Consider the following 20,318-nt stretch of genomic DNA (forward strand, 5'->3'; position numbering starts at 1 on the left):
TTTGCAGCAAAAATGCTCAGTGACGGAATTTTGCTCTTTTCATCAACACAGAGACACAGATTAAATCACACCATGTCATCAGAAAATACCCCTTCGTTTGAGCTGGCTGGCTCTATTTGGTTTCGCTCCGGTACCTTAAACTGGGGCAATCCACGGCGAATGGCGCTGTTAGCCGCCATTCACGAGCATGGCTCTATCTCCGCTGCGGCGCGCCATATTGACTTGAGCTATAAAGCCGCTTGGGATGCCATCGACACCATGAATAACTTGGCCGACGAGCCCTTAGTGTTGCGTACCACTGGGGGGCAACGTGGCGGGGGTGCTTCGCTAACCCCAAAGGCCTTAGAAATACTAGAACTTTATCAGCAATTAGATGCCGTGCATCAGCGCTTTATGAACCGTTTGGCCAAAGCTAAACCTGGTTCAGACAAAAATTTGGAATTATTACAAACTATGATGGTTCAAACTTCTGCTCGCAACAACTTTTCTGGCATGGTTTCTAAAATCGCCTTAGGCGCAGTGAATGCCGAGGTATCCCTTGATATTGGTGGCGCTCAGCCCATTATTGCTTCTATTACCCGCGAAAGCGTGGAAAGCATGGGGTTAAAAAAAGGGATGCGTGCTCTGGCTTTTCTAAAAGCCTCATCCATTATTGTTGCTCTACCCAGCGAGGGCAAGCTTTCTGCACGCAATCAGCTTGAAGGAACGGTTGTAAATGTAGAAGCAGGCGCAGTCAATGCAGAAGTTGGTTTAGAAATTTCCGATAAACACCGTATTACGGCCATTATTACGATGGAAAGCCTAGAACGTTTACAGCTAAAAGTCGGCCAGCGCGCCGTAGCCATTTTCAAAGCCTCAAGCGTTTTATTAGGTACGATAGACTAAAATACCACGGCGGCTCGCTGTAACTCTGCCGCCAAACGTTCACTGCTGAGCTCAATTTCCTGACTTAGCTCTTCAGGGGTACAGCGCCCTTGAATTTTACCGTCTGCAATACGATACACCTCGTCCGCCAGCACAATGGCGTCTTCCGGGTCGTGCGTAATAATAATGGATGGAATATCAAGCCGCTTTTGTAGTTGCGAGAGTTCTTGGCGCATACGCACACGTAAATCCATGTCTAAAGCGGCCAATGGCTCATCTAACAGCAGCAACTCAGGGCTCACAGCCAAAGCACGTGCCAACGCGGTACGTTGCTTTTGGCCACCGGAGATTTCATAAGGATAATTGCCCAAAATAGCGTGCAAATCAAAAGCATCTACCCAGCGTTTGGCGCCATCGGGTACCCATTTTTTAGCCGGGTTCAACCAACCTCGTTTTAAACCAAAGCTAATATTCTGAGCCACAGTAAGATGGGGGAACAAACCATAGTCCTGCAGCAAATAGGCAAGTTGACGTTCTTGGGGTGGCATATTAATGCCCGTGGCTGAGCAAAAAAACAATTTATCGTTCACACGTATTTCACCGCTATCAGGACTCATCAGTCCTGATACAGCTTGAATAGTTAAGGTCTTGCCCGAACCGGATGGCCCAAATAAAGCAATACGATGAGCCTGAGTTTCTAATTTAATATCAAGCAAAAACTCGCGGGTCGCATTGGTTAACGCGCGTTGAATATTAATATAGACCGACATTACTGAACCCCTCGGCGTTGTTGTGGTGGCGCTAATAACCCAGCTAACCACAAAACGGTGACACAGCTAACCGACGTAACTAGCACCATCATTAATGCCAGGTCGTCGTTACCCGCTTGTACGGCCTCGTAGATAGAAATTGACAGGGTTTGGGTGCGCCCCGGTATGCTGCCAGCAATCATCAATGTGGCTCCAAACTCGCCTAGAGCGCGCGCAAAGGCCAACAGCACGCCCGCCATAATACCGCGCATAGCTAATGGCAGACTAATACGAAAAAACACTTCGAGCTGATTTAAGCCAAGGATCATGCCTGCATTTTCCAAGCGACTATCGACGTCCTCAAAGGCAGCGCGTGCCGATTTCAGCACCAAAGGAAACGCCACCACCGTAGCAGCCAATACTGCCCCCTGCCAAGTGAAGACTAACTCAATTCCGATACTGGATAACCACTGCCCCAGCCAACCTCGTCGTCCAAACACAACCAACAAATAATAGCCAATGACGGTGGGAGGCAAGACCATCGGTAATGTAAGGATCGAATCCACTAAATTACACAATGGTGAGCGCCAGCGTGACAACAAAAAAGCCATGCCAATGCCAAGCACAGAAGCAAAAAATGTTGCCCACCCCGCGACTTTTAATGACAATAGTAGCGGCACCCAAAGACCCGTCATAACTTACTCTCTTCTAGCGCAAAGGCTGCTTAACGCAGCCTTAATTTGCTTGGTTTTTTGTAGGATTAAGGCTGACTAAAACCGTATTTTGCTAATACAGCCTGCCCTTCATCCGATAAAATATAGTCGATGTAGGCTTGGCCAGACTTATTGCTGCCGTCACGTTTGACTAGTGCAATGGGATACGTCACCGGTACGGTGGTCTCAAGCGACTCTATGACCATTACTTTGTCTTTCATGACTGCGGCATCCGTAGCAAACACAAAACCCGCATCGACCTCGCCTCGCGCCACATAGTCTAATACCTGACGCACGTTTTGGCCCAGCACTTTACGAGATGCTACGTTTTCCCAGTCGCCTGATTTTTCTAGCGCGCCTTGGGTATAGCGCCCTACAGGAACTGTTTCAGGATTACCATACGCCACTCGCGTGACCTCTTTGTTGGCTAAGTCCGCGACATTTTTGATATTTTTTGGATTATCTGTAGGTACAATAAGTACGACACTATTTTGCACAAAGTCATAGCGCGTGGCCGGGTCTACTGCGCCAGCTTCAACGGCTTTATCCATGGCTTTTTGGTCAGCCGATGCAAACACATCCACCGGCGCGCCATTCACAATTTGTTGTAGCAACACATCCGAGGCTGCAAAACTGTTTAGCACTTTAGTATCTGCCTGCTGCTTTTCAAAGTTCTCCCCAATTTCTTTAAACGCATTGGTTAAACTAGCCGCAGCCGACACCACCAAATCTGCCGCAGCAACGGGGGCTGACATGACTGTTACACTTAATGCACCTACTAAAAAAGCACTACGCCATGATTTTTTTAATCCAATCACCATAGACTCCTTATTCTTACTTTATAAATGACATTCAAGCGTAGTATAGCACCCTATATATATAGGGATAAAATTAAAACCACAGCCGCTACAAATTATGATGACATTGTCTACCCAAACTCAAGACTGGATTGAGCAATTTGCCCAGCAACTTGTACAAGACCAACTGTCTACCCACACCGTCGCTGCGTATAGACGCGATCTACAACGCTTTGCACTTTGGTTGCACGAGCACACGCCCTCTGCCACCTTAGCGACTGTTTCCACGACTCTGATTTCCCATTGGCTCGCTGATACCCAAAGCAACCCTACCCCCAGCACGGTCAATCGTCGTCTCGCCACATTGAATAAATTTTATGATTGGCTAAAAAACCGTCAACACATTGCACACAACCCGACTCAAGACTTACGCACAGTTAAAGTCCCCGCCCAAACACCCACCACGGTCAGTGAAGCCGACATTGATAGGCTGTTAAATACCCCACGCGTTGATACCGCCTTGGGGCTGCGTGACAAATGCATGCTTGAGCTGCTCTATGCCACGGGCATGCGCGTATCCGAGTTAGTTAGTTTAGAAATAGCGCAACTGCAATTAGAGCAAGGGGTGGTGGCAGTGATTCACCCTAGTCTTACCGAGCAACGATTGATTCCCTTGGGGCCCGATGCAATGCATTGGCTAGAGCGCTATTTAAGTCAAAGTCGAAGCACCTTATTGCACCAACGTCGCTCTGAGGCATTATTTGTTAGTACCCAAGGCCGAGCCATGACACGCCAAGGGTTTTGGTTAATTATTAAAAAATACGCGCAGCAGGCCAATATATCGACGCCTTTGTCACCGCATTCATTACGCCATGCTTTTGCCAGCCATTTGCTAAAAAACGGTGCTAATCTTAGTATGGTGCAACTGTTATTAGGGCATAAAAACCCCAGCACGACTCAAATTTATAGCCACGTCACACGCGAGCGTTTAAAGCAACTGCATCGCGAACATCATCCACGCGCCTAAGCGGCAGGTTTATGTCAAAAAAATCCAGTGAAACCCCTGCAACACAATGGTTAAAAAAGCACCACGTTTCCTTTACCGAGCATGTGTATGAGTATGCCGCTAAAGGGGGTGCCAATGACGCTGCTCATAAGCTCGGCGTAGACCCACACGTCACCATTAAAACATTGATCATGGAAGACGAAAAAAAGCAGCCTCTCGTCATACTGATGCATGGTGACCAAGAGGTCTCAACCAAAAACCTAGCGCGCCAAACCGGGGCTAAACACATCCAACCCTGTGACCCAGCCACAGCGCAACGGCACTCTGGTTATTTGGTGGGCGGCACCTCACCTTTTGGCACTCGCAAGGCCCTGCCCGTCTGGGTGCAACATACTATTCTTAGTCTCGACACGATTTATATTAATGGCGGCAAACGAGGCATGCTATTGCAGTTAAACCCGCAGGTTCTGACTCAGCAATTAGCGGCTGAACCCGTCGATGTAGCGCTAGATTAAACGCCAACGCCTTGCCTTATCGTCAAGCCTTTTCCAGACTGTGGTGTAAAGCCGGATTCTTTGGCGTACGCTTTGCCAAACTGGGGTTATGCTATATGATTAGTGCAACAATTTATGAAAATAGTTTGCAAAAACTAAATTACCTACATTGAATTATCTATGTTTTTGACTCACCTAGACTGTCTTAATTTAGCGCATTGGCTACACAATACAGTCTCTGAAGATGGTTTAAGTCCAGTCTGTTTTGCCATTGTCGACCGCTCTGGTGATCTCATTTGGTTCGAGCGCATGGATCAGGCCCCCGTTCAATCCATCACGCTTGCTATCTCTAAAGCCTATACAGCAGCACGTTTAGGTATTGCAACCACTGCCTTTCATGCACAACTGCAGCAGGAACGCCTTCAAACCCAAGACTACATGGATGCTCAACTCACTGCCGTACCCGGAGGCACGCCCTTATATGGCAGCGACCATCGCCTAATAGGTGCTATTGGGGTCAGCGGACGCCATACACAAAATGATCAAACATTAGCCGATGCGGTCGCGACGTACTTTCAGTCAATTTGACCCGGTGCGAGACGCCCCTGTGCGTTAGCTAGATTGCGAGATTAAAGTCTAGACCCTAAAATGCGTTAGAGACAAAAGCAATGACTCAGCCTCTATACGCATTCTTATGGCGCTTATACGTGGATCCGCATGACAACGATGACTAAAAAAACCCCAGCTAAACGGCGCACCCAATCCGAGCGCAGTCACGAGACCCAACGCAAAATTATTCAGTCTGCTCTGCATTTACTTCAAACCGTCGGCTATCAAAAAACCAACCTTCAGGACATCGCCCGAGGCGCCAATGTTACTCTGGGTGCAGTCCAACACCAATTTGGCAATCGCCAAACACTCATGGAAGAAGTGGTTGAAGCCGTCATGGCACCGTTAGCTACCATCGGTAAAGGGTGGTCGGTGGATGCATTGCAGCTCCCCTTATCTCAACGCGCCCACGAGTTCGTACAGCAAGCTTGGAAAAATGTCTACGGCGCCCCCAGCTACATTGCCGCATGGAGCATGTTCTTTGGGTCACAAAATACTGCGCTTTTTGAAAAAATTAACGTGCATCGCTCGGTGCATGACCCCATCTATTTCGCCCACTTTATCGAAGTCTTTCCTGAAGTAGCGGCGTGCCACGCCCAGCCCGAGCAGTTTGCCTATGTGATTTTTTCCGCTCTACGTGGGATTGCAATGATGCGTGTGTTTGATATTGATGAAATCGCTACCCAAACTCAATTAGATGTAATTACCCACATGATTATTCAAGCAGGCTACCCTACGACAACAGGCGCTACGACTTGATAAAGCCATAGCGCCTGACTCATAGTATGAGCTTTATTTAAGCGGTTTCTTCGGTGGTTAACGTACCACGACGAATTTGGTCACGTTCAAGCGATTCAAATAAAGCTTTAAAGTTGCCTTCGCCAAAACCTTCATCACCTTTACGTTGAATAAACTCAAAAAAGACTGGGCCAAGCACGGGCTCGGAAAAAATCTGCAACAACAAACGCGGTGACTGCCCTTCTGTGGTGCCATCTAGCAAAATACCCCGAGTTTGAAGCTCTGACACGTCCTCGTTATGACCCGGCAAACGCTCAGCGAGCATCTCATAATAGGTGTTATTGGGGGCGGTCATTAAAGGCACCCCTGCAGCACGCAACGCATCAATGGATTCAAAAATATTATCGCTTAATAGAGCAATGTGTTGAATGCCCTCGCCATTAAACGCCATTAAAAACTCTTCAATTTGCCCACCCCCCTGCTTAGACTCCTCGTTTAGGGGGATACGAATTTTGCCATCGGGTGCTGTCATGGCTTTTGAAGTTAAGCCGGTGTATTCACCTTTAATATCGAAATAACGGATTTCACGGAAGTTAAACAAACGCTCGTAAAAGTCGGCCCAAAACGCCATACGACCCCGGTAAACATTATGGGTTAAGTGATCAACGATCTTAAAGCCATGACCGACGGGATGCCGATCTACTCCGGGCAAAAACTCAAAATCAATGTCATAGATGGACTCGCCTTCTTTATAGCGGTCAATTAAGTACAAGGGCGCGCCACCAATGCCTTTAATAGCAGGCAAACGTAGTTCCATTGGGCCAGTAGGAATATCAATGGGCTGAGCCCCTAACTCTAGGGCTCGTTTATAGGCTTTCTGCGAGTTATTCACCCGAAACGCCAAGCCACATGCGGACGGACCGTGTTCTGCTACAAAATACGAAGCCAGGCTTTTGGGTTCACGGTTCACAATAAAATTAATGTCGCCTTGGCGGTACAAAGACACGTCTTTAGAGCGATGACGGGCTACTTCGGTAAAGCCAAGCTTTTCAAATAAAGGCTCTAAGAGGCCAGGCGTAGGGGCCGCAAACTCTACAAACTCAAAACCAGCCAAACCCATTGGGTTATCAAAAAGATCAGCCATCGCCGCCTCCTTAAGTATCAATAAAACAATCACTGCATCTAATTTACATTAACCATTTAATGTTTAATGCTAGTAGTTTCCCTAGGGCTTTAAGAGCTAGACCACTACATTACCGATTACCCCGGCGCGCCTTGTCAGTGATGAGCGCTGAGGCATTTAACTGTTGTGCACGTTGCGTGATGGTGTGTAGCAGCGTGGTGAGTTGCTTTTGTTCGGTCTCGGTGAGGTCTTGAATCAACAATTGGTTGAGCTCCTCGACTAGGGGCCTCATTTGCTCAAAAATAGCATAGCCAGCAGGCTCGAGTTGCACCCACACTGACCGGGCATTAGCGCTATTTTTAACGCGAGACACCCATCCTTTTTCTACTAGACGTGTGACCGTACGCGAGGTACGCACCAAGTCTAATTGCACTTCTCGCGCTAGCGCCGATGCACTTAACCGCTCGAAATGGCTTAGGGTTGCCAGCACTCGCCACTCTCGGCGCGTAATATTAAAACGCCCCTCACTTAAACGCACAAACATGGGGTTAGCGGACGACCACGCTAAATACAGTTGAAACAGCGGTTGAGAGTGTAAAAAACTCGTCATAACGTCTCCTTATTCTTGTATGGGGTTATCCCTTTAATTGGCATAGTTGATTAGATCAACTATTTATTCCATTGCTATTCTGCCTATTACCGCAGCTCATTATAAAAACTGGAGGAGCAAAGCAATGACTCATTGGCTTAAAAAAATCGCCATACCTTTAGTGGCTAGCAGCATTCTATGGCAGGCCGGGCCCGCTTTAGCGCAGACCCCCTCGTTTAGTAACCCTTTTTATATAACGGTTGGCTATAGCCCAGGTGGTGCTTCTGATCGTGCAGCTCGATTTGTTGCCGATCAATTACAAGAACGCTTAAAGGTCAATGTCGTGGTAGAAAATCGAACTGGGGCAGGTGGACGTATTGCTGCGCAGTATTTAAAAAACCAAGGCGCTTCTAAAGACATCATGATTATGGCTAACCCGGCCACCATGGTAATTGCGCCGCTAGTCATTAACCAATTAAGTTATGACCCGGCGGTCGATTTCAAGCCCGTTTCCGTTATCACGGATTACACCTTTGGCGTTGCGGTAGCAGCTGACAGTCCACTTAAAACCATGGACGACCTTATGCAATGGGTCAAAGACCATCCCAACGATTTTAATGTAGCCGTGCCGGCCTCGGGCAGCTTGCCTCATTTCTTTGCACTCATGTTAGCGGAAAAAAGTGGGGTCGATGCCGAAGTGATTGGCTACCGTGGTTCGGCTCCCGCCTTGAACGATCTAATAGGGGGCACCATTCCTGTCGCTATCGATACCATTGACGTGCTGACCCCACAACATAAAGGGGGGCGAGTACGTGTGCTAGCGACCTCTGGGCCAGAGCCTGACCCCAATTTAGATGGTGTTCCTACCCTCCAGAAAAGTGGCTTAGATATTCAAGCGGCGGGGTGGAATGCTTTTTATATGTCTGCTGAGGCAGATGAAGCCAAAGTCACTTATTTAGGCGATTTAATTAAAGACATCATGAGCCAACCAGAGATTCAAGAGCGATTTAAAAACAGCGATTTACCGCCTGTGGCAGCAGACCGCGCCGAGTCAACGGACATCGTCGAAGAATTTAAACAACTGTGGACTCCTATTATTCAGGCATCCGGCTACAAGGTTAACGAGTAATGTCAGTAGTAAAAAACGTTTTGTTTATTATGGCCGATCAGTTACGCGCCGATCATTTAGCGTGTTATGGCCATCCTTACATCCGCACACCAAATATTGATGCGTTGGCAAAAAAGGGCGTCAAATTTGAACGTGCTTTTGTGAACTCAGGGGTGTGCGGCCCCTCTCGCATGAGCTATTACACCGGCCGTTACCCCTCTACGCATGGTGCCACTTGGAATCGCGTGCCATTGTCGGTGGGCGAGGTCACCATGGGCGAATACTTGCGGCAACACAACCGTCATCTTGTGTTGGCAGGAAAAACGCATGTTATGCCCGACCACGAAGGCTTAGCTCGACTCAACTTAGACGGAGGCAGTGAATTAGGCCAACTTTTATATCAAGGCGGCTTTGAGGAAATTGACCGTTACGACGGCCATCATGAGCCCGGCCAAGAAAGCGGCTACCCGGCGTATTTACGCCATCATGGGTACACGTCTGATGACCCTTGGACGGATTACGTTATCTCGGCGTTAAATGATCAGGGTGAAAAGGTCAGCGGGTGGTTTATGCGTAATGCGCGCTTTCCTTCTTTAGTGAAAGAAGAGCATTCTGAAACGGCCTACATGACAAATCAAGCCATCGACTTCATGACAAAGCAAGGCGACCAGCCGTGGGTGATGCACTTAAGCTATGTGAAACCCCATTGGCCGTATATTGCCCCTGCACCCTATCATGCTATGTATAGTGCTGATCAGTGTCTGCCTGTTGTACGTAACGAAGAGGAAAAGCACAACGCGCATCCTGTGGTCGCTGCCTACCGTGAACAAGAGGAGTCTCAAAGCTTTGCCAAAGACGAGTGTGTTCATACCGTGCGGCCTGCTTATCAAGGCCTTATCACCCAATTGGACGATCACTTAGGCCGCCTATTCGAGCACATGGAACACCAAGCCCTGATGGACAACACCTTGATTATTTTTACAGCTGACCACGGTGATTTTTTAGGTGACCACTGGTTAGGTGAAAAAGAATTGTTTTACGATACTGTTCAACAAGTGCCTATGATTATTAGGGATCCTCGCACAAGCGCTGATGCATCGCGCGGCCAAAGTGTGACAGAAATGGTTGAGGCCGTGGACATTTTACCGACCATCTTAGATGCATTGGGCATTCCCATTCCCTCTCATCGTATCGAAGGGCGCAGTCTACAACCGATACTTTTTCAAGAACACGATACGTGGCGCAATACGGTGTACTCTGAGCTGGACTATAGCTATAGACGTTCTAGGCTGCTCTTGGATCGTACCCCGCTCAACTCGCGAGCCTGGGCAGTACGTACCGAGCGTTGGTATTATGTGTACTGGATGGATTTACCCGAGCAGCTGTTTGATTTGGACAATGACCCGCATCAATTCCAAGACCTAGGCCGTAGTGCAAGCCATCAGGCGATTCGTGACGAACTACGGCAAGAGCTATTAATCTGGTTTAGTCAATTAAAACGCCGCACTACCGTTACCACAGCCGCTATAGAAAAAGGCACCGATGCTTATAAAAAAGCGGGCGTGTTTTTTGGGCAATGGTAAGCCCATGCGTTTAAACAAAAAGCGCCTTAGTTATGGCGCTTTTTATGATGGCGGCCCCAGCAGGAATCGAACCTGCAATCTTCCCTTCGTACCACTACGGTTTTCACCGCATAAACCCATTGCTGTTTATTTTGTGGTCTGGACTATGCCTTCACCCTGTAATAAGTATTAGGTAGGTGGTGCCTGTCTAGTCTCTACACGTTCAGTGTGGTTACACTGCTTCGCTCGGCGTTGCCTCGTTAAGAACAGGGGGTTCGCCGAATTTAAGCACATTCAAGCCTAAGTTTTCACCTAGGTTGCCCAAAAAAATAGGAGGGGAAAGTTATATCCATTTAACTATGGGGCCAAAAATAAATTATAAAAAGAAAAAACCTTTCTAAGCAATCTATAATAGGTATCTTTGGCTTTCTGCCACTATGGTAGATACACGTCATTTTTGTTGGCTATTTGCTTAAATTAACGATTATGTCCTCACCCGCTCTGGCACTGGCTACTTATCATCAATTTCTGGCAGATGAAAATGCGACCCACGCATTGGCGCAGCGTTTAGCCCAAGCGGTACAACCGCTTGAAAGCAGCGTCCACCTTTACTTAGAGGGCGATCTAGGCGCAGGCAAGACCGCTTTCACCCGCGCCTTTCTACGGGCTCTAGGCGTAACCGGTCGCATCAAAAGTCCCAGCTATGCTTTGCTAGAAAACTATAAAGTTTCTAACTTTAATCTCTATCACCTTGATTTTTATCGTTTTAACGACCCCGAAGAATGGGTAGAGGCAGGTTTTCGTGATATTCTAGAAGAAAAAGCCGTTGTACTTATCGAGTGGCCAGAAAAAGCCGGCGGGTTATTGCCCTGCCCCGACTTATCTTTGCACCTTGAGTACCAAGGCGAAGGGCGAGACTTAACTATCACAGCCTATAGCAACAAAGGACAAACATGGCTAAACACTCTCAATCAAAGCATCTAACGATGAATAGCGTTTGCTCCAGCCGACGCCGTTTCGTTGCCTCGGCAACGACTCTACTTGTGTTTCCCATTGTGCCTCGAATTGCTCATGCCAATAGCATTGTGGCAGTTCGTACATGGCCAGCCGACGAATACACGCGTGTCACGCTAGAGCTCGATCAAGAGCTTCAGTCCGAGCATTTCACCCTCGACAACCCCCACCGCATGGTCATTGACCTAAAAGGTTTGCAACTTAACTCGACTCTGCACGAGCTCGTTTCCAAAATCCGTGCTAACGACCCGTATATTCAAAACGTACGGGTGGGTCAGTTTAGTGCTGATGTCGTGCGCTTGGTCTTAGATCTTAAGCAGCCTATCGCCCCTCAGGTTTTTACCTTGAAACCTATCGGCGAATACAAATATCGCTTAGTCATTGACTTATATCCACGGGTCGCTCGTGACCCACTGTTAGCGCTTCAAAACGCTGCTGACGAAGACCCGCTTGCTGCGGTGCTAGATCAACTGGCTCAGTCCCAACCCTCTGTACCTGTGCCCACCGTCACAGGGCAAAGCGCACCACCACCTTTAACCAGACCCGCTTCGGTACCGAAACCCAGCGCACCAGTGCCCCAAGTCAGCCCCACGCGTCAAAACCGTCCTATCTTAGTCGCGTTAGATCCAGGGCACGGCGGCGAGGACCCTGGTGCCATTGGCCCCAGTGGTGTACGCGAAAAAGACGTAGTCCTTCAAATTGCGCACCGCTTAAAAAAGCTCATTGATGCTCAGCCTAACATGCGCGCTTACATGACACGCGATAAAGACTTTTTCGTGCCTTTAGGGGTGCGTGTACAAAAAGCCCGCCGTGTTCAAGCCGATTTATTTATCTCTATTCACGCCGATGCGTGGATCAAGCCCACTGCACGGGGCTCATCGGTCTACGCCTTATCTCAAAATGGTGCCACCAGCAGCGCCGCCAGTTGGCTCGCCAAAAAAGAAAACGAGGCCGATTTAGTTGGTGGGATCAATATTGGTTCTCACAACAAACAGGTTGCTCAGGTTCTATTAGACCTATCAACAGCGGCTCAGATTAACGACTCGGTACGCGTCGGTTCGGGGGTACTAGGGGAAATTGGCAAGGTAAACCGTTTGCACAAACGTCAAGTCGAGCGCGCTGGCTTTGCTGTATTAAAGGCGCCCGATATTCCGTCTATCCTCATTGAAACGGCTTTTATCAGTAACCCAACCGAGGAAAAGCTGCTCAGCAGCGCAGGCCACCAAGACAAATTAGCCCGTGCTATGCTTAGCGGCATCCAAGACTATTTTAAAAATGGGGCTGCATTGGCCCAACGTGGTTAATCGCCTCGCCTTATACATAAAAAAACCCCAACAACGCGAAGCGTGCTTCCGTTTTTGGGGTCTATTTTTTGCTAGCTAATGCCTGGATTATTTGTGGCGCGACTTAATAAAACGCCACCCTACCCCTAGCACTACTGGCACCACCGCTGCCGCTAGGCCAAGCAACACAATCGTACTGAGGTGTTCTTTAATAATGGGAACATTACCGAAAAAGTAACCCAAGGTAATTAACCCAAAAATCCATAGAGCAGCACCAAGCACGTTATAAAGCTGGAACAACCACACGGGCATGCTTCCAACGCCTGCGACAAACGGCGCAAAGGTACGAAACACAGGTAAAAACCGTGATAATACAATCGTGATGCCGCCATACTTTGCGTAAAAAGCTTGCGTTTTAATTAAGGCTTTTCTATCTAAGAATCGAGACTCAGTGGTAAACACTTTGGGCCCAATATATCGGCCCACGTGGTAGTTCACCGTATTGCCTAACACTGCCCCCACAAACAGCAAGCACGCAAGAAGGAAAGGATTTAATGCGCCGGTTGCACCAAATGCGCCGGCAATAAACAGTAACGAATCACCTGGCAAAAACGGGAGGATAACCAATCCAGTTTCACCAAAAATGATCAAAAACAATATGACATATATCCAAGCGCCATACTGCTCAACCCAAATTCCTAAATACTGATCGATATGAAGCAGCATGGTCAAAATCTCTGGCATGGTATCCCTTCAAAAGCACAAATCATTAAGGCAAAAACACGTACAGCACGCATTGTACGTCAGTTTTAATACGGCGCATGCACTACAATGGTGACTAGATTTAATACGGTGAAACTATGACTTATCGCTCTATTCAACCTCTTCCTCCTGTTCTTGTTAGTCAGATTGCTGCCGGTGAAGTCATCGAGCGCCCCGCCTCTATATTAAAAGAGCTGCTAGAAAATGCGCTTGATGCCGAAGCGAAAAACATAGAAATTCGTCTTGATGGTGGCGGCATACATCGTATTACGGTTAATGACGACGGCATAGGCATTCCCAAAGCAGAGCTCCCTTTGGCTCTGACTCAACACGCTACCAGTAAAATTCGCTCGTTAGATGAGCTAGAGGGGGTGGCGTCCATGGGGTTTAGGGGCGAGGCGCTTCCTTCTATTGCTTCTATTGCAACCCTAAGCCTACGCTCACGTACCGCAGACCAAGACCATGCTTGGGAGCTACAGGCAGGACAAACCGAGCCCCAACCTAGTGCTGGATCCAAAGGCACTCGGATTGACGTGCGCCAGGTATTTGATCATATCCCTGCCCGCCGTAAATTTTTGCGCAAAGAAGCCACCGAACTGGGACATTGCATTACTGCTGCGGAACGCATTGCCTTAGCGTATCCTCAGGTCAGTTTTCGTATTTTTCATAACAATAAACCCAGTCGCCATTGGCCCGCAGGCACCATTCAAGATCGTGTCATGCAAATACTTGGGGCCGAGTTTGTTGAGCAAAGTGTAGGCCTTGAAACCGAAGCCGGTCTAATTCGTCTCGAAGGGCTCATTATCCGCCCAGCTTTTGCTAAAGCTCGCACCGATCAAACCTATACCTTTGTCAATGGCCGTTTTGTGCGCGATCGAGTCATGACCGCAGCCATTCAAAGCGCTTACAAAGACGTGTTACACGGCGATCGCAAGCCTTCTTATATTTTGTATTTGTCTATTGACCCGCATGCGGTCGATGTCAACGTTCATCCTGCCAAGCATGAGGTGCGTTTTCGAGAGTCAAATGCTGTGTTTGGCTTTATTAATAAAGCCCTCCAAGAGGCGTTGGCAGAAAACCAAGCCGAACGCATTCAGCAGGCGCCACTGGCTCCGTCTGCTATAACAAACGCCCAACCCCCACCCGCCTTTTCCCCCTCAGGCCCTGGGGCTGCAACGGCGTTTCGCTCAAGTACTAGCGGCTACAGCAACATGCCACGCTATCAACAACGCATGGATTTACACGAGCAACCCGTACCCAAAGCCGAACAATGGCAACAGTTTTATGCCCCCGCTGCCGAGACGCCTCAAACCGATACCGCACCAATCGCTGCTTCCGCCACACTTCCTGCGGCACACGCGCAAACTCTGCCTGAAACAATTACCGAGGCAGGTACCGATTTACCCATGGGGATGGCTTTAGCTCAACTCCACGGGGTTTATATTTTGTCTCAAGTTAAAAATGGCTTAATTTTGGTCGATATGCATGCCGCGCACGAGCGAGTCGTATATGAAAAACTTAAACAACACATGAATGATCGTGAGCTACCCATGCAAGAGCTATTAGTGCCGGTGGCATTTAGTTGCTCGCAAACAGAAAGTGCACTGGTTGAAGAATACCAAGAGCAACTGGAAAGCTTAGGGCTGATCATACGTCCTACGGGCCCTACGTCCGTTTCTGTGCGCGCTGTTCCTGCTCTATTGGCTCAAGCAGACATTGAGGCCTTAGCACGTGGTGTTTTGGCTGATTTGAATCGTTTTGGTAGTTCTGCCCGATTAGAGGCCCAACGTAACGAGCTGCTTTCTACGATGGCGTGTCACAGCTCCGTTCGTGCTAACCGCCAATTAAGCATTACTGAGATGAATGCCCTTTTACGTGCTATGGAACACACCGAACGCGCTGACTTATGCAATCACGGCAGGCCCACCTGGTTCTACTGGAGCATGAACGATTTGGATAAACTTTTTTTACGAGGTCAGTGATGGCAGCGCCAACTGTAATTTGTTTAACAGGCCCTACCGCTGCCGGTAAAAGCGCATCGACGTTGGCTTTGGCCCGTCGTTGGGATTTGGAAATTATTGTGATGGACTCCGCCACCATCTATACCGGAATGGACATAGGCACTGCTAAGCCATCCAAAACCGAGCAAGCCATTACCCCACACCATTTACTGGATATTCGAGACCCCGCCGAGTCGTATTCGGCCGCTAGCTTTGTTCAAGATACTGAACGCTTAATTGATGCAATTCACCAGCGCCAGCGCCATGTTTTATTATGTGGTGGGACCTTGCTTTACTACAAAGCATTACGTGATGGGCTAAGTCAATTGCCTGAATCCACCCCTCATCTACGTGCTGAACTGGATGCCGAAGCCTTGATCAAAGGCTGGCCGACCTTGCACGCAGAGCTAGCGCGTATTGATCCTGAAACAGCAGCTCGCCTTGCCCCTAATGACGGGCAGCGCATTCAACGGGCTCTGGAAATCTACCGAGCCAGCGGCAAGCCTATGTCGGTATGGCTCAAAGAACAACCACCGCGCCCTGTACAACAACGTAACTACCTCACCATCAGTGTAGAACCCACTGAAAGGCAATTGCTTAGTCCTCGCATTGAAGCCCGCTATCACCAAATGCTTGAGCAAGGCCTCGTTGCTGAAGTAGAGCAACTGTATGCGCGCGCTGACTTACACAACGGCTTACCTTCGATCCGCAGTGTGGGCTACAGACAAATCTGGGATTACCTTGATGGCGTGCTGTCCTTAGATGACGCCGTAGAACGAGCAATCAGTGCAACACGTCAGCTAGCTAAGCGTCAAATGACGTGGCTACGCGCTATGCCTGAACGTGAGCAAGTCGATTGTATGAACCCTGCTCGTGCCGATCTTGTGGTGGATGTAGTCGCCAAACACTGGTAGTGCGTTTTCTAGCGACCAAAAAAAACCTCTGCAACGCAGAGGCTTTTTTGTGCGGTAGTGCCGCGGATTAAGCAATAACCACGCTAGGCTCGTCGTCTTTACGTTGGGTAATTTGGCCTAATGTAAATACAGTTTCGCCCTGAGCGGTAAAGGCTGCCTGTATAGCAGCAGCCTGCTCGGCCGGCACCACTACAATCATGCCAATACCACAGTTAAAGACGCGCCACATCTCCTCGTCGGCCACGCCCCCGTTTTCCTGTAACCATTGAAATAAAGGAGGTAAGGTCCACGCATTACGATCAATGTGAGCCGCTGTGTTTTTAGGCAATACACGAGGAATATTTTCCAACAACCCACCACCCGTGACGTGTACTAACCCCTTAATGGCGGTCTCGAACTGATTTAGCACAGCCAAAACGGGTTTAACGTACAAACGTGTAGGCGCCATAACGAGGTCGACAAAAGGGATGCCATCCAGTTCGTCGGTAGGACGCACGTTAGCGTGTTTTAAAATTTTGCGAATTAACGAGTAACCGTTTGAGTGCGCACCACTGGAGGCTAAGCCCAATACCACATCGCCTGCCACAATGGTCTCGCCAGTAATAATTTTAGACTTTTCTACAGCGCCTACCGCAAAACCGGCTAGGTCGTATTCGCCATCGGGATACATGCCTGGCATCTCGGCCGTTTCACCACCAATTAGTGCACAACCGGATAACTCGCAGCCTTTGGCGATGCCAGCCACAACATCGGTGGCGGTATCTAAGTCAAGTTTGCCGCAGGCAAAATAGTCTAAAAAATACAAGGGCTCTGCCCCTTGCACCAAAATATCGTTGACACTCATGGCGACCAAATCAATACCAACAGTATCGTGACGCTGCCATTCGAAGGCCAAGCGCAATTTGGTGCCCACCCCGTCGGTGCCGGATACCAAAACAGGCTCTTTGAGGTCTTTAGGGAGCTCGAACATAGCGCCGAAACCGCCTAGGCCTGCTAACACGCCAGGACGCATAGTCCGTGCAGCCAAAGGTTTAATACGAGAGACGAGCTCGTCGCCCGCTTCGATATCGACCCCAGCATCGCGGTAGGTCAAGGATACGGATTGATTGTTTGTCATGAATAACGCCGTGGGAGAGGTAAAATTACTAAACGTACAAATTGTACCTTAGCTATGGCAAACTAGCCGTAGCCGAAAATTCTATTTTAGTGTGTATTAACTAAGTCTGCAGCATTTAAACACAGTCACTGCGGTTGCTTTGTATAATTAGCACAAATAGGATAGCTATTTTCTTTTTCTCTTTTCTTTACTTCGTCTCTAGGCCGTTGGGCCGTTGCTTTGTGAGCTCGCATGATATCCCCACAAAACCTCGCTTTGTTCGACTTAGATCACACCCTTTTACCCTTAGATAGCGATTATCAATGGGCTGACTTTTTGGCACGCACTGGACGTATTGGCGACCCTATCGAAGCCCAACGCCGCAATGACGAGCTAATGGATCGGTATAACGCTGGGAATCTAAGTGCTGAAGAGTCCGCTGCATTTATGCTGGGTTTAATTGCAAATCAATCTCGTGAAACCTTGATTGAATGGCAGCAGGCCTTTATGGAAGAGGTGATCACACCTGCTCTGCTCCCCCAAGCCCATGCTTTAGTTCAACAACATATGGAGCAAGGTGATCTTTGTGCTATTGTCACGGCAACGAACGAGTTTGTCACAGCGCCTATTGCTAAAGCCTTGGGTTTTGAGCACTTAATCGCCACCATACCCGAAGCCCATGACGGGGTATTTACGGGGCGTATTGCTGGGGTGGCTTCGTATCAAGCCGGTAAAATTGTTCGTGTAGATCAATGGTTGCACGAGCTTGGCTTAAAGCGAGATCAATTTAATCAGGTGTGGTTTTACAGTGACTCACCCAACGACCTCCCTCTTATGGAAGTCGTGTCGCACCCTGTCGCCACCAACCCTAGCGCTACCCTACGACAAACTGCCCAAGAACGAAACTGGAAAATTATTGATCTCTTTGACGATCTTCTGGATGCTAAATCGTAATTACGCATGTTAACTCAAACAATAAGAAACTTTGTTTCTCGACTTTTCTCCGCTGCGCCTCCTACACCTAAAGGACCGCAGCGCTTAGGCGTTGCACAACATCATATTGATCGCCGCCTCGTATCGCGTCATGCCATTAAAGTCTGTGAAGTACTCCAAGACAAAGGCTACGAGGCTTACATTGTGGGGGGCGCCGTTCGTGACCTAATCGTTGGTCTAGAGCCTAAAGACTTTGATGTCGCCACCAATGCTACGCCCGAGCAAGTCCGTGCGCTATTTAGACGGGCACGTATTATTGGTCGTCGCTTCAAACTGGTGCATGTTGTTTTTGGGCGCGAAATTATCGAAACGTCGACCTTTCGCACCGACGCCAAAGAAACAGAAATTGTCGATGCCCATGGCCGTATTCTTCAAGACAATGACTACGGCGAACTCAAAGATGATGCATTACGCCGCGATTTCACCTTGAATGCGTTGTATTACGATCCCACGACAGAAACGGTAATTGACTACCACAATGGTGTACACGATTTAACCCACCGCACTGTCCGTATTATTGGTGATGCTACCACGCGGTATCGTGAAGACCCTGTGCGTATGCTGCGCGCTGTGCGCTTTGCAGCCAAGCTTGACGCCACAATAGACCCAACGACGCATGCGCCAATTCCTCAGTTGGCTAACTTAATTAACCATGTGCCTGAGTCTCGCTTGTTTGATGAAAGCATTAAATTGCTCAGTTGTGGCAATGCACTGCATTGTTTAAAACTTATTCACCAAGAAGGCCTGCATCAACATTTGTTTCCACAACTGGATTTACTATTAGCTGACGAAGACGCCTTAGCTTTTATTGATAACGCTTTAGCGCGTACAGACAGTCGCGTACGCAGTGGCCGCACCATCAGCCCTAGCTTTTTGTTTGCTACACTTTTGTGGCCCACGGTCAAACAAAAATGGCTGGCCTATCAAAAGCAAGGTCAACCTGCTGCTCAAGCTATTGCCGAAGCCAGCGATGAAGCCTTAGCGCTTCAGGCCAAAGCCATGCCTATTCAAAAACGCTTCCAAGCCGATATGCGTGAAATTTGGTTTACTCAGGCACGTTTTGATCGCGTCAATAACCGCGCCATTTGGCGCATGCTTGAACAACCTCGGTTCCGTGCCTCGGTGGACTTTTTACAGTTACGTGCTGCCGTGCGCGAGGTCGATAGCGTAGAAGCACAATGGTGGATGGATCTCGCTAACGCCGACACTGACCAACGTGCTGTGCTCATCGCAGAGCGTACCCCCCCTACCCGTACCGGCACCGGTAAACGCCCACGCCGTCGCACTCGCCGGCCTCGTCATAGCACTTCTACCTCACAGACTCAAAATGACTAATTTAAACCCTAGCCCAACAGTGGCTTATATCGGCATGGGCGCTAATCTTGGCGATGCGATTGGCACCTTACTTAAGGCGTGCGAGGCCTTGCATCAACTCGAACATACCACCGATGTTCGTATTTCCGGGTTTTACCAAACGGCTCCGGTGGATGCCGATGGTCCTGATTACATCAATGCCGTCGCTGCTATCACTACTCGCTTAACCGCCCCCGCATTACTACAGGCGTTATTAGCCATTGAAAACGAGCATGGCCGAGAGCGCAACTATCCCAATGCGCCTCGTACCTTAGATCTAGACTTACTTTTGTATGGAAATGAGCAGTTTGCGCTTCCCGATCTAACCGTGCCCCACCCTCGCTTGCATTTACGTGCTTTTGTGTTGCACCCTTTAGCTGAACTCGCACCCACATTGCAATTGGCACAAGGGCCTATTCAAGACTTGCTGCAACGGGTTGCCGACCAACCTATTCGCTCTTTAGATCAAGACTAAACTTGTAGTATGGGTATGAAAAAAGTCCACCTTAAGGTGGACTTTTTGATTTGGGTTAGGATAAACCGACTTAGCC

General features: G+C 48.7%; 21 protein-coding genes. 14 read left to right on the forward strand and 7 right to left on the reverse strand.

All coding sequences use genetic code 11. From position 1 onward, the window contains the following. The first annotated feature begins 72 nt into the window (after window positions 1-72). Window positions 73-885: a TOBE domain-containing protein gene (locus tag GGR41_RS04500; protein WP_167660856.1), complete on the forward strand. Its 813-nt coding sequence runs from the start codon at window positions 73-75 to the stop codon at window positions 883-885. Here the strand turns inward: GGR41_RS04500 and GGR41_RS04505 are convergent. From GGR41_RS04505 to modA, 3 genes are all read right to left on the reverse strand, one after another. Then, complete coding sequence (locus GGR41_RS04505) at window positions 882-1,634, reverse strand: ATP-binding cassette domain-containing protein (RefSeq protein WP_167660857.1); 753 nt, start codon at window positions 1,632-1,634, stop codon at window positions 882-884. The two genes, GGR41_RS04500 and GGR41_RS04505, sit on opposite strands and share 4 nt — an antisense overlap. Then, window positions 1,634-2,308 carry a molybdate ABC transporter permease subunit gene (gene modB, locus GGR41_RS04510; RefSeq protein WP_167660858.1) on the reverse strand — a complete coding sequence of 225 codons (675 nt, stop codon included), beginning with the start codon at window positions 2,306-2,308 and terminating at the stop codon, window positions 1,634-1,636. Before modB ends, GGR41_RS04505 begins: the two co-directional genes overlap by 1 nt. A gap of 65 nt (window positions 2,309-2,373) precedes the next feature. Next, window positions 2,374-3,147, reverse strand: coding sequence for a molybdate ABC transporter substrate-binding protein (modA, locus tag GGR41_RS04515; protein WP_167660859.1), 774 nt, complete (start codon window positions 3,145-3,147; stop codon window positions 2,374-2,376). A 94-nt stretch (window positions 3,148-3,241) separates the two neighbouring features. On the opposite strand from modA, the gene GGR41_RS04520 reads away from it, so the two are divergent. The 4 genes from GGR41_RS04520 (at window position 3,242) to GGR41_RS04535 (ending at window position 5,991) form a co-directional block, all read left to right on the forward strand. Continuing rightward, complete coding sequence (locus tag GGR41_RS04520; RefSeq protein ID WP_167660860.1) at window positions 3,242-4,150, forward strand: site-specific tyrosine recombinase XerD; 909 nt, start codon at window positions 3,242-3,244, stop codon at window positions 4,148-4,150. Between the two features lie 11 nt (window positions 4,151-4,161). After that, on the forward strand, window positions 4,162-4,644 hold the full coding sequence (gene ybaK / locus GGR41_RS04525; protein ID WP_167660861.1) for a Cys-tRNA(Pro) deacylase: 483 nt from the start codon (window positions 4,162-4,164) through the stop codon (window positions 4,642-4,644). A gap of 159 nt (window positions 4,645-4,803) precedes the next feature. Next, complete coding sequence (locus tag GGR41_RS04530; protein WP_167660862.1) at window positions 4,804-5,211, forward strand: GlcG/HbpS family heme-binding protein; 408 nt, start codon at window positions 4,804-4,806, stop codon at window positions 5,209-5,211. Between the two features lie 138 nt (window positions 5,212-5,349). Then, window positions 5,350-5,991 carry a TetR/AcrR family transcriptional regulator gene (locus GGR41_RS04535; RefSeq protein ID WP_167660863.1) on the forward strand — a complete coding sequence of 214 codons (642 nt, stop codon included), beginning with the start codon at window positions 5,350-5,352 and terminating at the stop codon, window positions 5,989-5,991. A 37-nt stretch (window positions 5,992-6,028) separates the two neighbouring features. Here GGR41_RS04535 and hppD read toward each other — a convergent pair whose 3' ends face one another. Together hppD and GGR41_RS04545 are read right to left on the reverse strand one after the other, a co-directional pair. Next, the gene (gene hppD, locus GGR41_RS04540; RefSeq protein ID WP_167660864.1) at window positions 6,029-7,114 is read right to left on the reverse strand and encodes a 4-hydroxyphenylpyruvate dioxygenase; all 1,086 of its coding nucleotides are present in this window, start codon (window positions 7,112-7,114) and stop codon (window positions 6,029-6,031) included. Window positions 7,115-7,223: 109 nt separating this feature from the next. After that, window positions 7,224-7,703 (reverse strand): MarR family winged helix-turn-helix transcriptional regulator, encoded by a 480-nt coding sequence (locus GGR41_RS04545; protein ID WP_077734696.1) that lies wholly within the window; start codon window positions 7,701-7,703, stop codon window positions 7,224-7,226. Between the two features lie 124 nt (window positions 7,704-7,827). On the opposite strand from GGR41_RS04545, the gene GGR41_RS04550 reads away from it, so the two are divergent. The 4 genes from GGR41_RS04550 to GGR41_RS04565 all read left to right on the forward strand — a co-directional run bounded on the left by GGR41_RS04550 (window position 7,828) and on the right by GGR41_RS04565 (window position 12,670). Next, window positions 7,828-8,811 (forward strand): tripartite tricarboxylate transporter substrate-binding protein, encoded by a 984-nt coding sequence (locus GGR41_RS04550; RefSeq protein ID WP_167660865.1) that lies wholly within the window; start codon window positions 7,828-7,830, stop codon window positions 8,809-8,811. After that, entirely contained in the window at window positions 8,811-10,373 is a 1,563-nt protein-coding gene (locus tag GGR41_RS04555) for a sulfatase-like hydrolase/transferase (RefSeq protein ID WP_167660866.1), read from the forward strand. Before GGR41_RS04550 ends, GGR41_RS04555 begins: the two co-directional genes overlap by 1 nt. Before the next feature lie 465 nt (window positions 10,374-10,838). Continuing rightward, on the forward strand, window positions 10,839-11,336 hold the full coding sequence (tsaE, locus tag GGR41_RS04560; RefSeq protein ID WP_077734693.1) for a tRNA (adenosine(37)-N6)-threonylcarbamoyltransferase complex ATPase subunit type 1 TsaE: 498 nt from the start codon (window positions 10,839-10,841) through the stop codon (window positions 11,334-11,336). Then, a complete protein-coding gene (locus GGR41_RS04565; RefSeq protein ID WP_167660867.1) occupies window positions 11,306-12,670 on the forward strand; it encodes an N-acetylmuramoyl-L-alanine amidase in 1,365 nt (454 codons plus the stop codon). Before tsaE ends, GGR41_RS04565 begins: the two co-directional genes overlap by 31 nt. 87 nt (window positions 12,671-12,757) lie before the next feature. Here GGR41_RS04565 and GGR41_RS04570 read toward each other — a convergent pair whose 3' ends face one another. Continuing rightward, on the reverse strand, window positions 12,758-13,393 hold the full coding sequence (locus tag GGR41_RS04570; RefSeq protein WP_167660868.1) for a VTT domain-containing protein: 636 nt from the start codon (window positions 13,391-13,393) through the stop codon (window positions 12,758-12,760). A gap of 116 nt (window positions 13,394-13,509) precedes the next feature. Between GGR41_RS04570 and mutL the strand changes: the two genes are divergently transcribed. Beyond that, window positions 13,510-15,393: a DNA mismatch repair endonuclease MutL gene (gene mutL, locus GGR41_RS04575; protein WP_167660869.1), complete on the forward strand. Its 1,884-nt coding sequence runs from the start codon at window positions 13,510-13,512 to the stop codon at window positions 15,391-15,393. After that, window positions 15,393-16,325, forward strand: a complete 933-nt coding sequence (miaA, locus tag GGR41_RS04580) for a tRNA (adenosine(37)-N6)-dimethylallyltransferase MiaA (RefSeq protein ID WP_077734690.1) — start codon at window positions 15,393-15,395, stop codon at window positions 16,323-16,325. Before mutL ends, miaA begins: the two co-directional genes overlap by 1 nt. A 67-nt stretch (window positions 16,326-16,392) precedes the next feature. On the opposite strand, the gene purM is transcribed toward miaA, so the two are convergent. Further along, a complete protein-coding gene (gene purM / locus GGR41_RS04585) occupies window positions 16,393-17,442 on the reverse strand; it encodes a phosphoribosylformylglycinamidine cyclo-ligase (RefSeq protein WP_077734689.1) in 1,050 nt (349 codons plus the stop codon). Window positions 17,443-17,676: 234 nt separating this feature from the next. Between purM and GGR41_RS04590 the strand changes: the two genes are divergently transcribed. Genes GGR41_RS04590 through folK form a run of 3 tightly spaced genes read left to right on the forward strand, consistent with a single transcriptional unit; the run spans window position 17,677 to window position 20,242 of the window. Next, a complete protein-coding gene (locus GGR41_RS04590; RefSeq protein ID WP_077735032.1) occupies window positions 17,677-18,375 on the forward strand; it encodes an HAD family hydrolase in 699 nt (232 codons plus the stop codon). 6 nt (window positions 18,376-18,381) lie between these two features. Continuing rightward, window positions 18,382-19,749: a polynucleotide adenylyltransferase PcnB gene (gene pcnB, locus GGR41_RS04595; protein WP_167660870.1), complete on the forward strand. Its 1,368-nt coding sequence runs from the start codon at window positions 18,382-18,384 to the stop codon at window positions 19,747-19,749. Beyond that, complete coding sequence (folK, locus tag GGR41_RS04600) at window positions 19,742-20,242, forward strand: 2-amino-4-hydroxy-6-hydroxymethyldihydropteridine diphosphokinase (protein WP_167660871.1); 501 nt, start codon at window positions 19,742-19,744, stop codon at window positions 20,240-20,242. The genes pcnB and folK overlap by 8 nt, the downstream gene beginning before the upstream one ends. The last annotated feature ends 76 nt before the right edge of the window (window positions 20,243-20,318 follow it).

Source organism: Paenalcaligenes hominis (assembly GCF_011927625.1).
GTDB lineage: Bacteria > Pseudomonadota > Gammaproteobacteria > Burkholderiales > Burkholderiaceae_B > Paenalcaligenes > Paenalcaligenes hominis.

What these genes read in the sequence shown, in the direction of transcription:
- ybaK (WP_167660861.1), top strand. Translation starts at nt 4,162, where the DNA reads ATGTCAAAAAAATCCAGTGAAACCCCTGCAACACAATGGTTAAAAAAG.
- GGR41_RS04535 (WP_167660863.1), top strand. Translation starts at nt 5,350, where the DNA reads ATGACTAAAAAAACCCCAGCTAAACGGCGCACCCAATCCGAGCGCAGT.
- GGR41_RS04530 (WP_167660862.1), top strand. Translation starts at nt 4,804, where the DNA reads ATGTTTTTGACTCACCTAGACTGTCTTAATTTAGCGCATTGGCTACAC.
- GGR41_RS04500 (WP_167660856.1), top strand. Translation starts at nt 73, where the DNA reads ATGTCATCAGAAAATACCCCTTCGTTTGAGCTGGCTGGCTCTATTTGG.
- GGR41_RS04550 (WP_167660865.1), top strand. Translation starts at nt 7,828, where the DNA reads ATGACTCATTGGCTTAAAAAAATCGCCATACCTTTAGTGGCTAGCAGC.
- GGR41_RS04570 (WP_167660868.1), bottom strand. Translation starts at nt 13,393, where the DNA reads ATGCCAGAGATTTTGACCATGCTGCTTCATATCGATCAGTATTTAGGA.
- purM (WP_077734689.1), bottom strand. Translation starts at nt 17,442, where the DNA reads ATGACAAACAATCAATCCGTATCCTTGACCTACCGCGATGCTGGGGTC.
- modA (WP_167660859.1), bottom strand. Translation starts at nt 3,147, where the DNA reads ATGGTGATTGGATTAAAAAAATCATGGCGTAGTGCTTTTTTAGTAGGT.
- pcnB (WP_167660870.1), top strand. Translation starts at nt 18,382, where the DNA reads ATGTTAACTCAAACAATAAGAAACTTTGTTTCTCGACTTTTCTCCGCT.
- tsaE (WP_077734693.1), top strand. Translation starts at nt 10,839, where the DNA reads ATGTCCTCACCCGCTCTGGCACTGGCTACTTATCATCAATTTCTGGCA.
- GGR41_RS04520 (WP_167660860.1), top strand. Translation starts at nt 3,242, where the DNA reads ATGATGACATTGTCTACCCAAACTCAAGACTGGATTGAGCAATTTGCC.
- folK (WP_167660871.1), top strand. Translation starts at nt 19,742, where the DNA reads ATGACTAATTTAAACCCTAGCCCAACAGTGGCTTATATCGGCATGGGC.
- hppD (WP_167660864.1), bottom strand. Translation starts at nt 7,114, where the DNA reads ATGGCTGATCTTTTTGATAACCCAATGGGTTTGGCTGGTTTTGAGTTT.
- GGR41_RS04565 (WP_167660867.1), top strand. Translation starts at nt 11,306, where the DNA reads ATGGCTAAACACTCTCAATCAAAGCATCTAACGATGAATAGCGTTTGC.
- GGR41_RS04555 (WP_167660866.1), top strand. Translation starts at nt 8,811, where the DNA reads ATGTCAGTAGTAAAAAACGTTTTGTTTATTATGGCCGATCAGTTACGC.
- miaA (WP_077734690.1), top strand. Translation starts at nt 15,393, where the DNA reads ATGGCAGCGCCAACTGTAATTTGTTTAACAGGCCCTACCGCTGCCGGT.
- mutL (WP_167660869.1), top strand. Translation starts at nt 13,510, where the DNA reads ATGACTTATCGCTCTATTCAACCTCTTCCTCCTGTTCTTGTTAGTCAG.
- modB (WP_167660858.1), bottom strand. Translation starts at nt 2,308, where the DNA reads ATGACGGGTCTTTGGGTGCCGCTACTATTGTCATTAAAAGTCGCGGGG.
- GGR41_RS04505 (WP_167660857.1), bottom strand. Translation starts at nt 1,634, where the DNA reads ATGTCGGTCTATATTAATATTCAACGCGCGTTAACCAATGCGACCCGC.
- GGR41_RS04545 (WP_077734696.1), bottom strand. Translation starts at nt 7,703, where the DNA reads ATGACGAGTTTTTTACACTCTCAACCGCTGTTTCAACTGTATTTAGCG.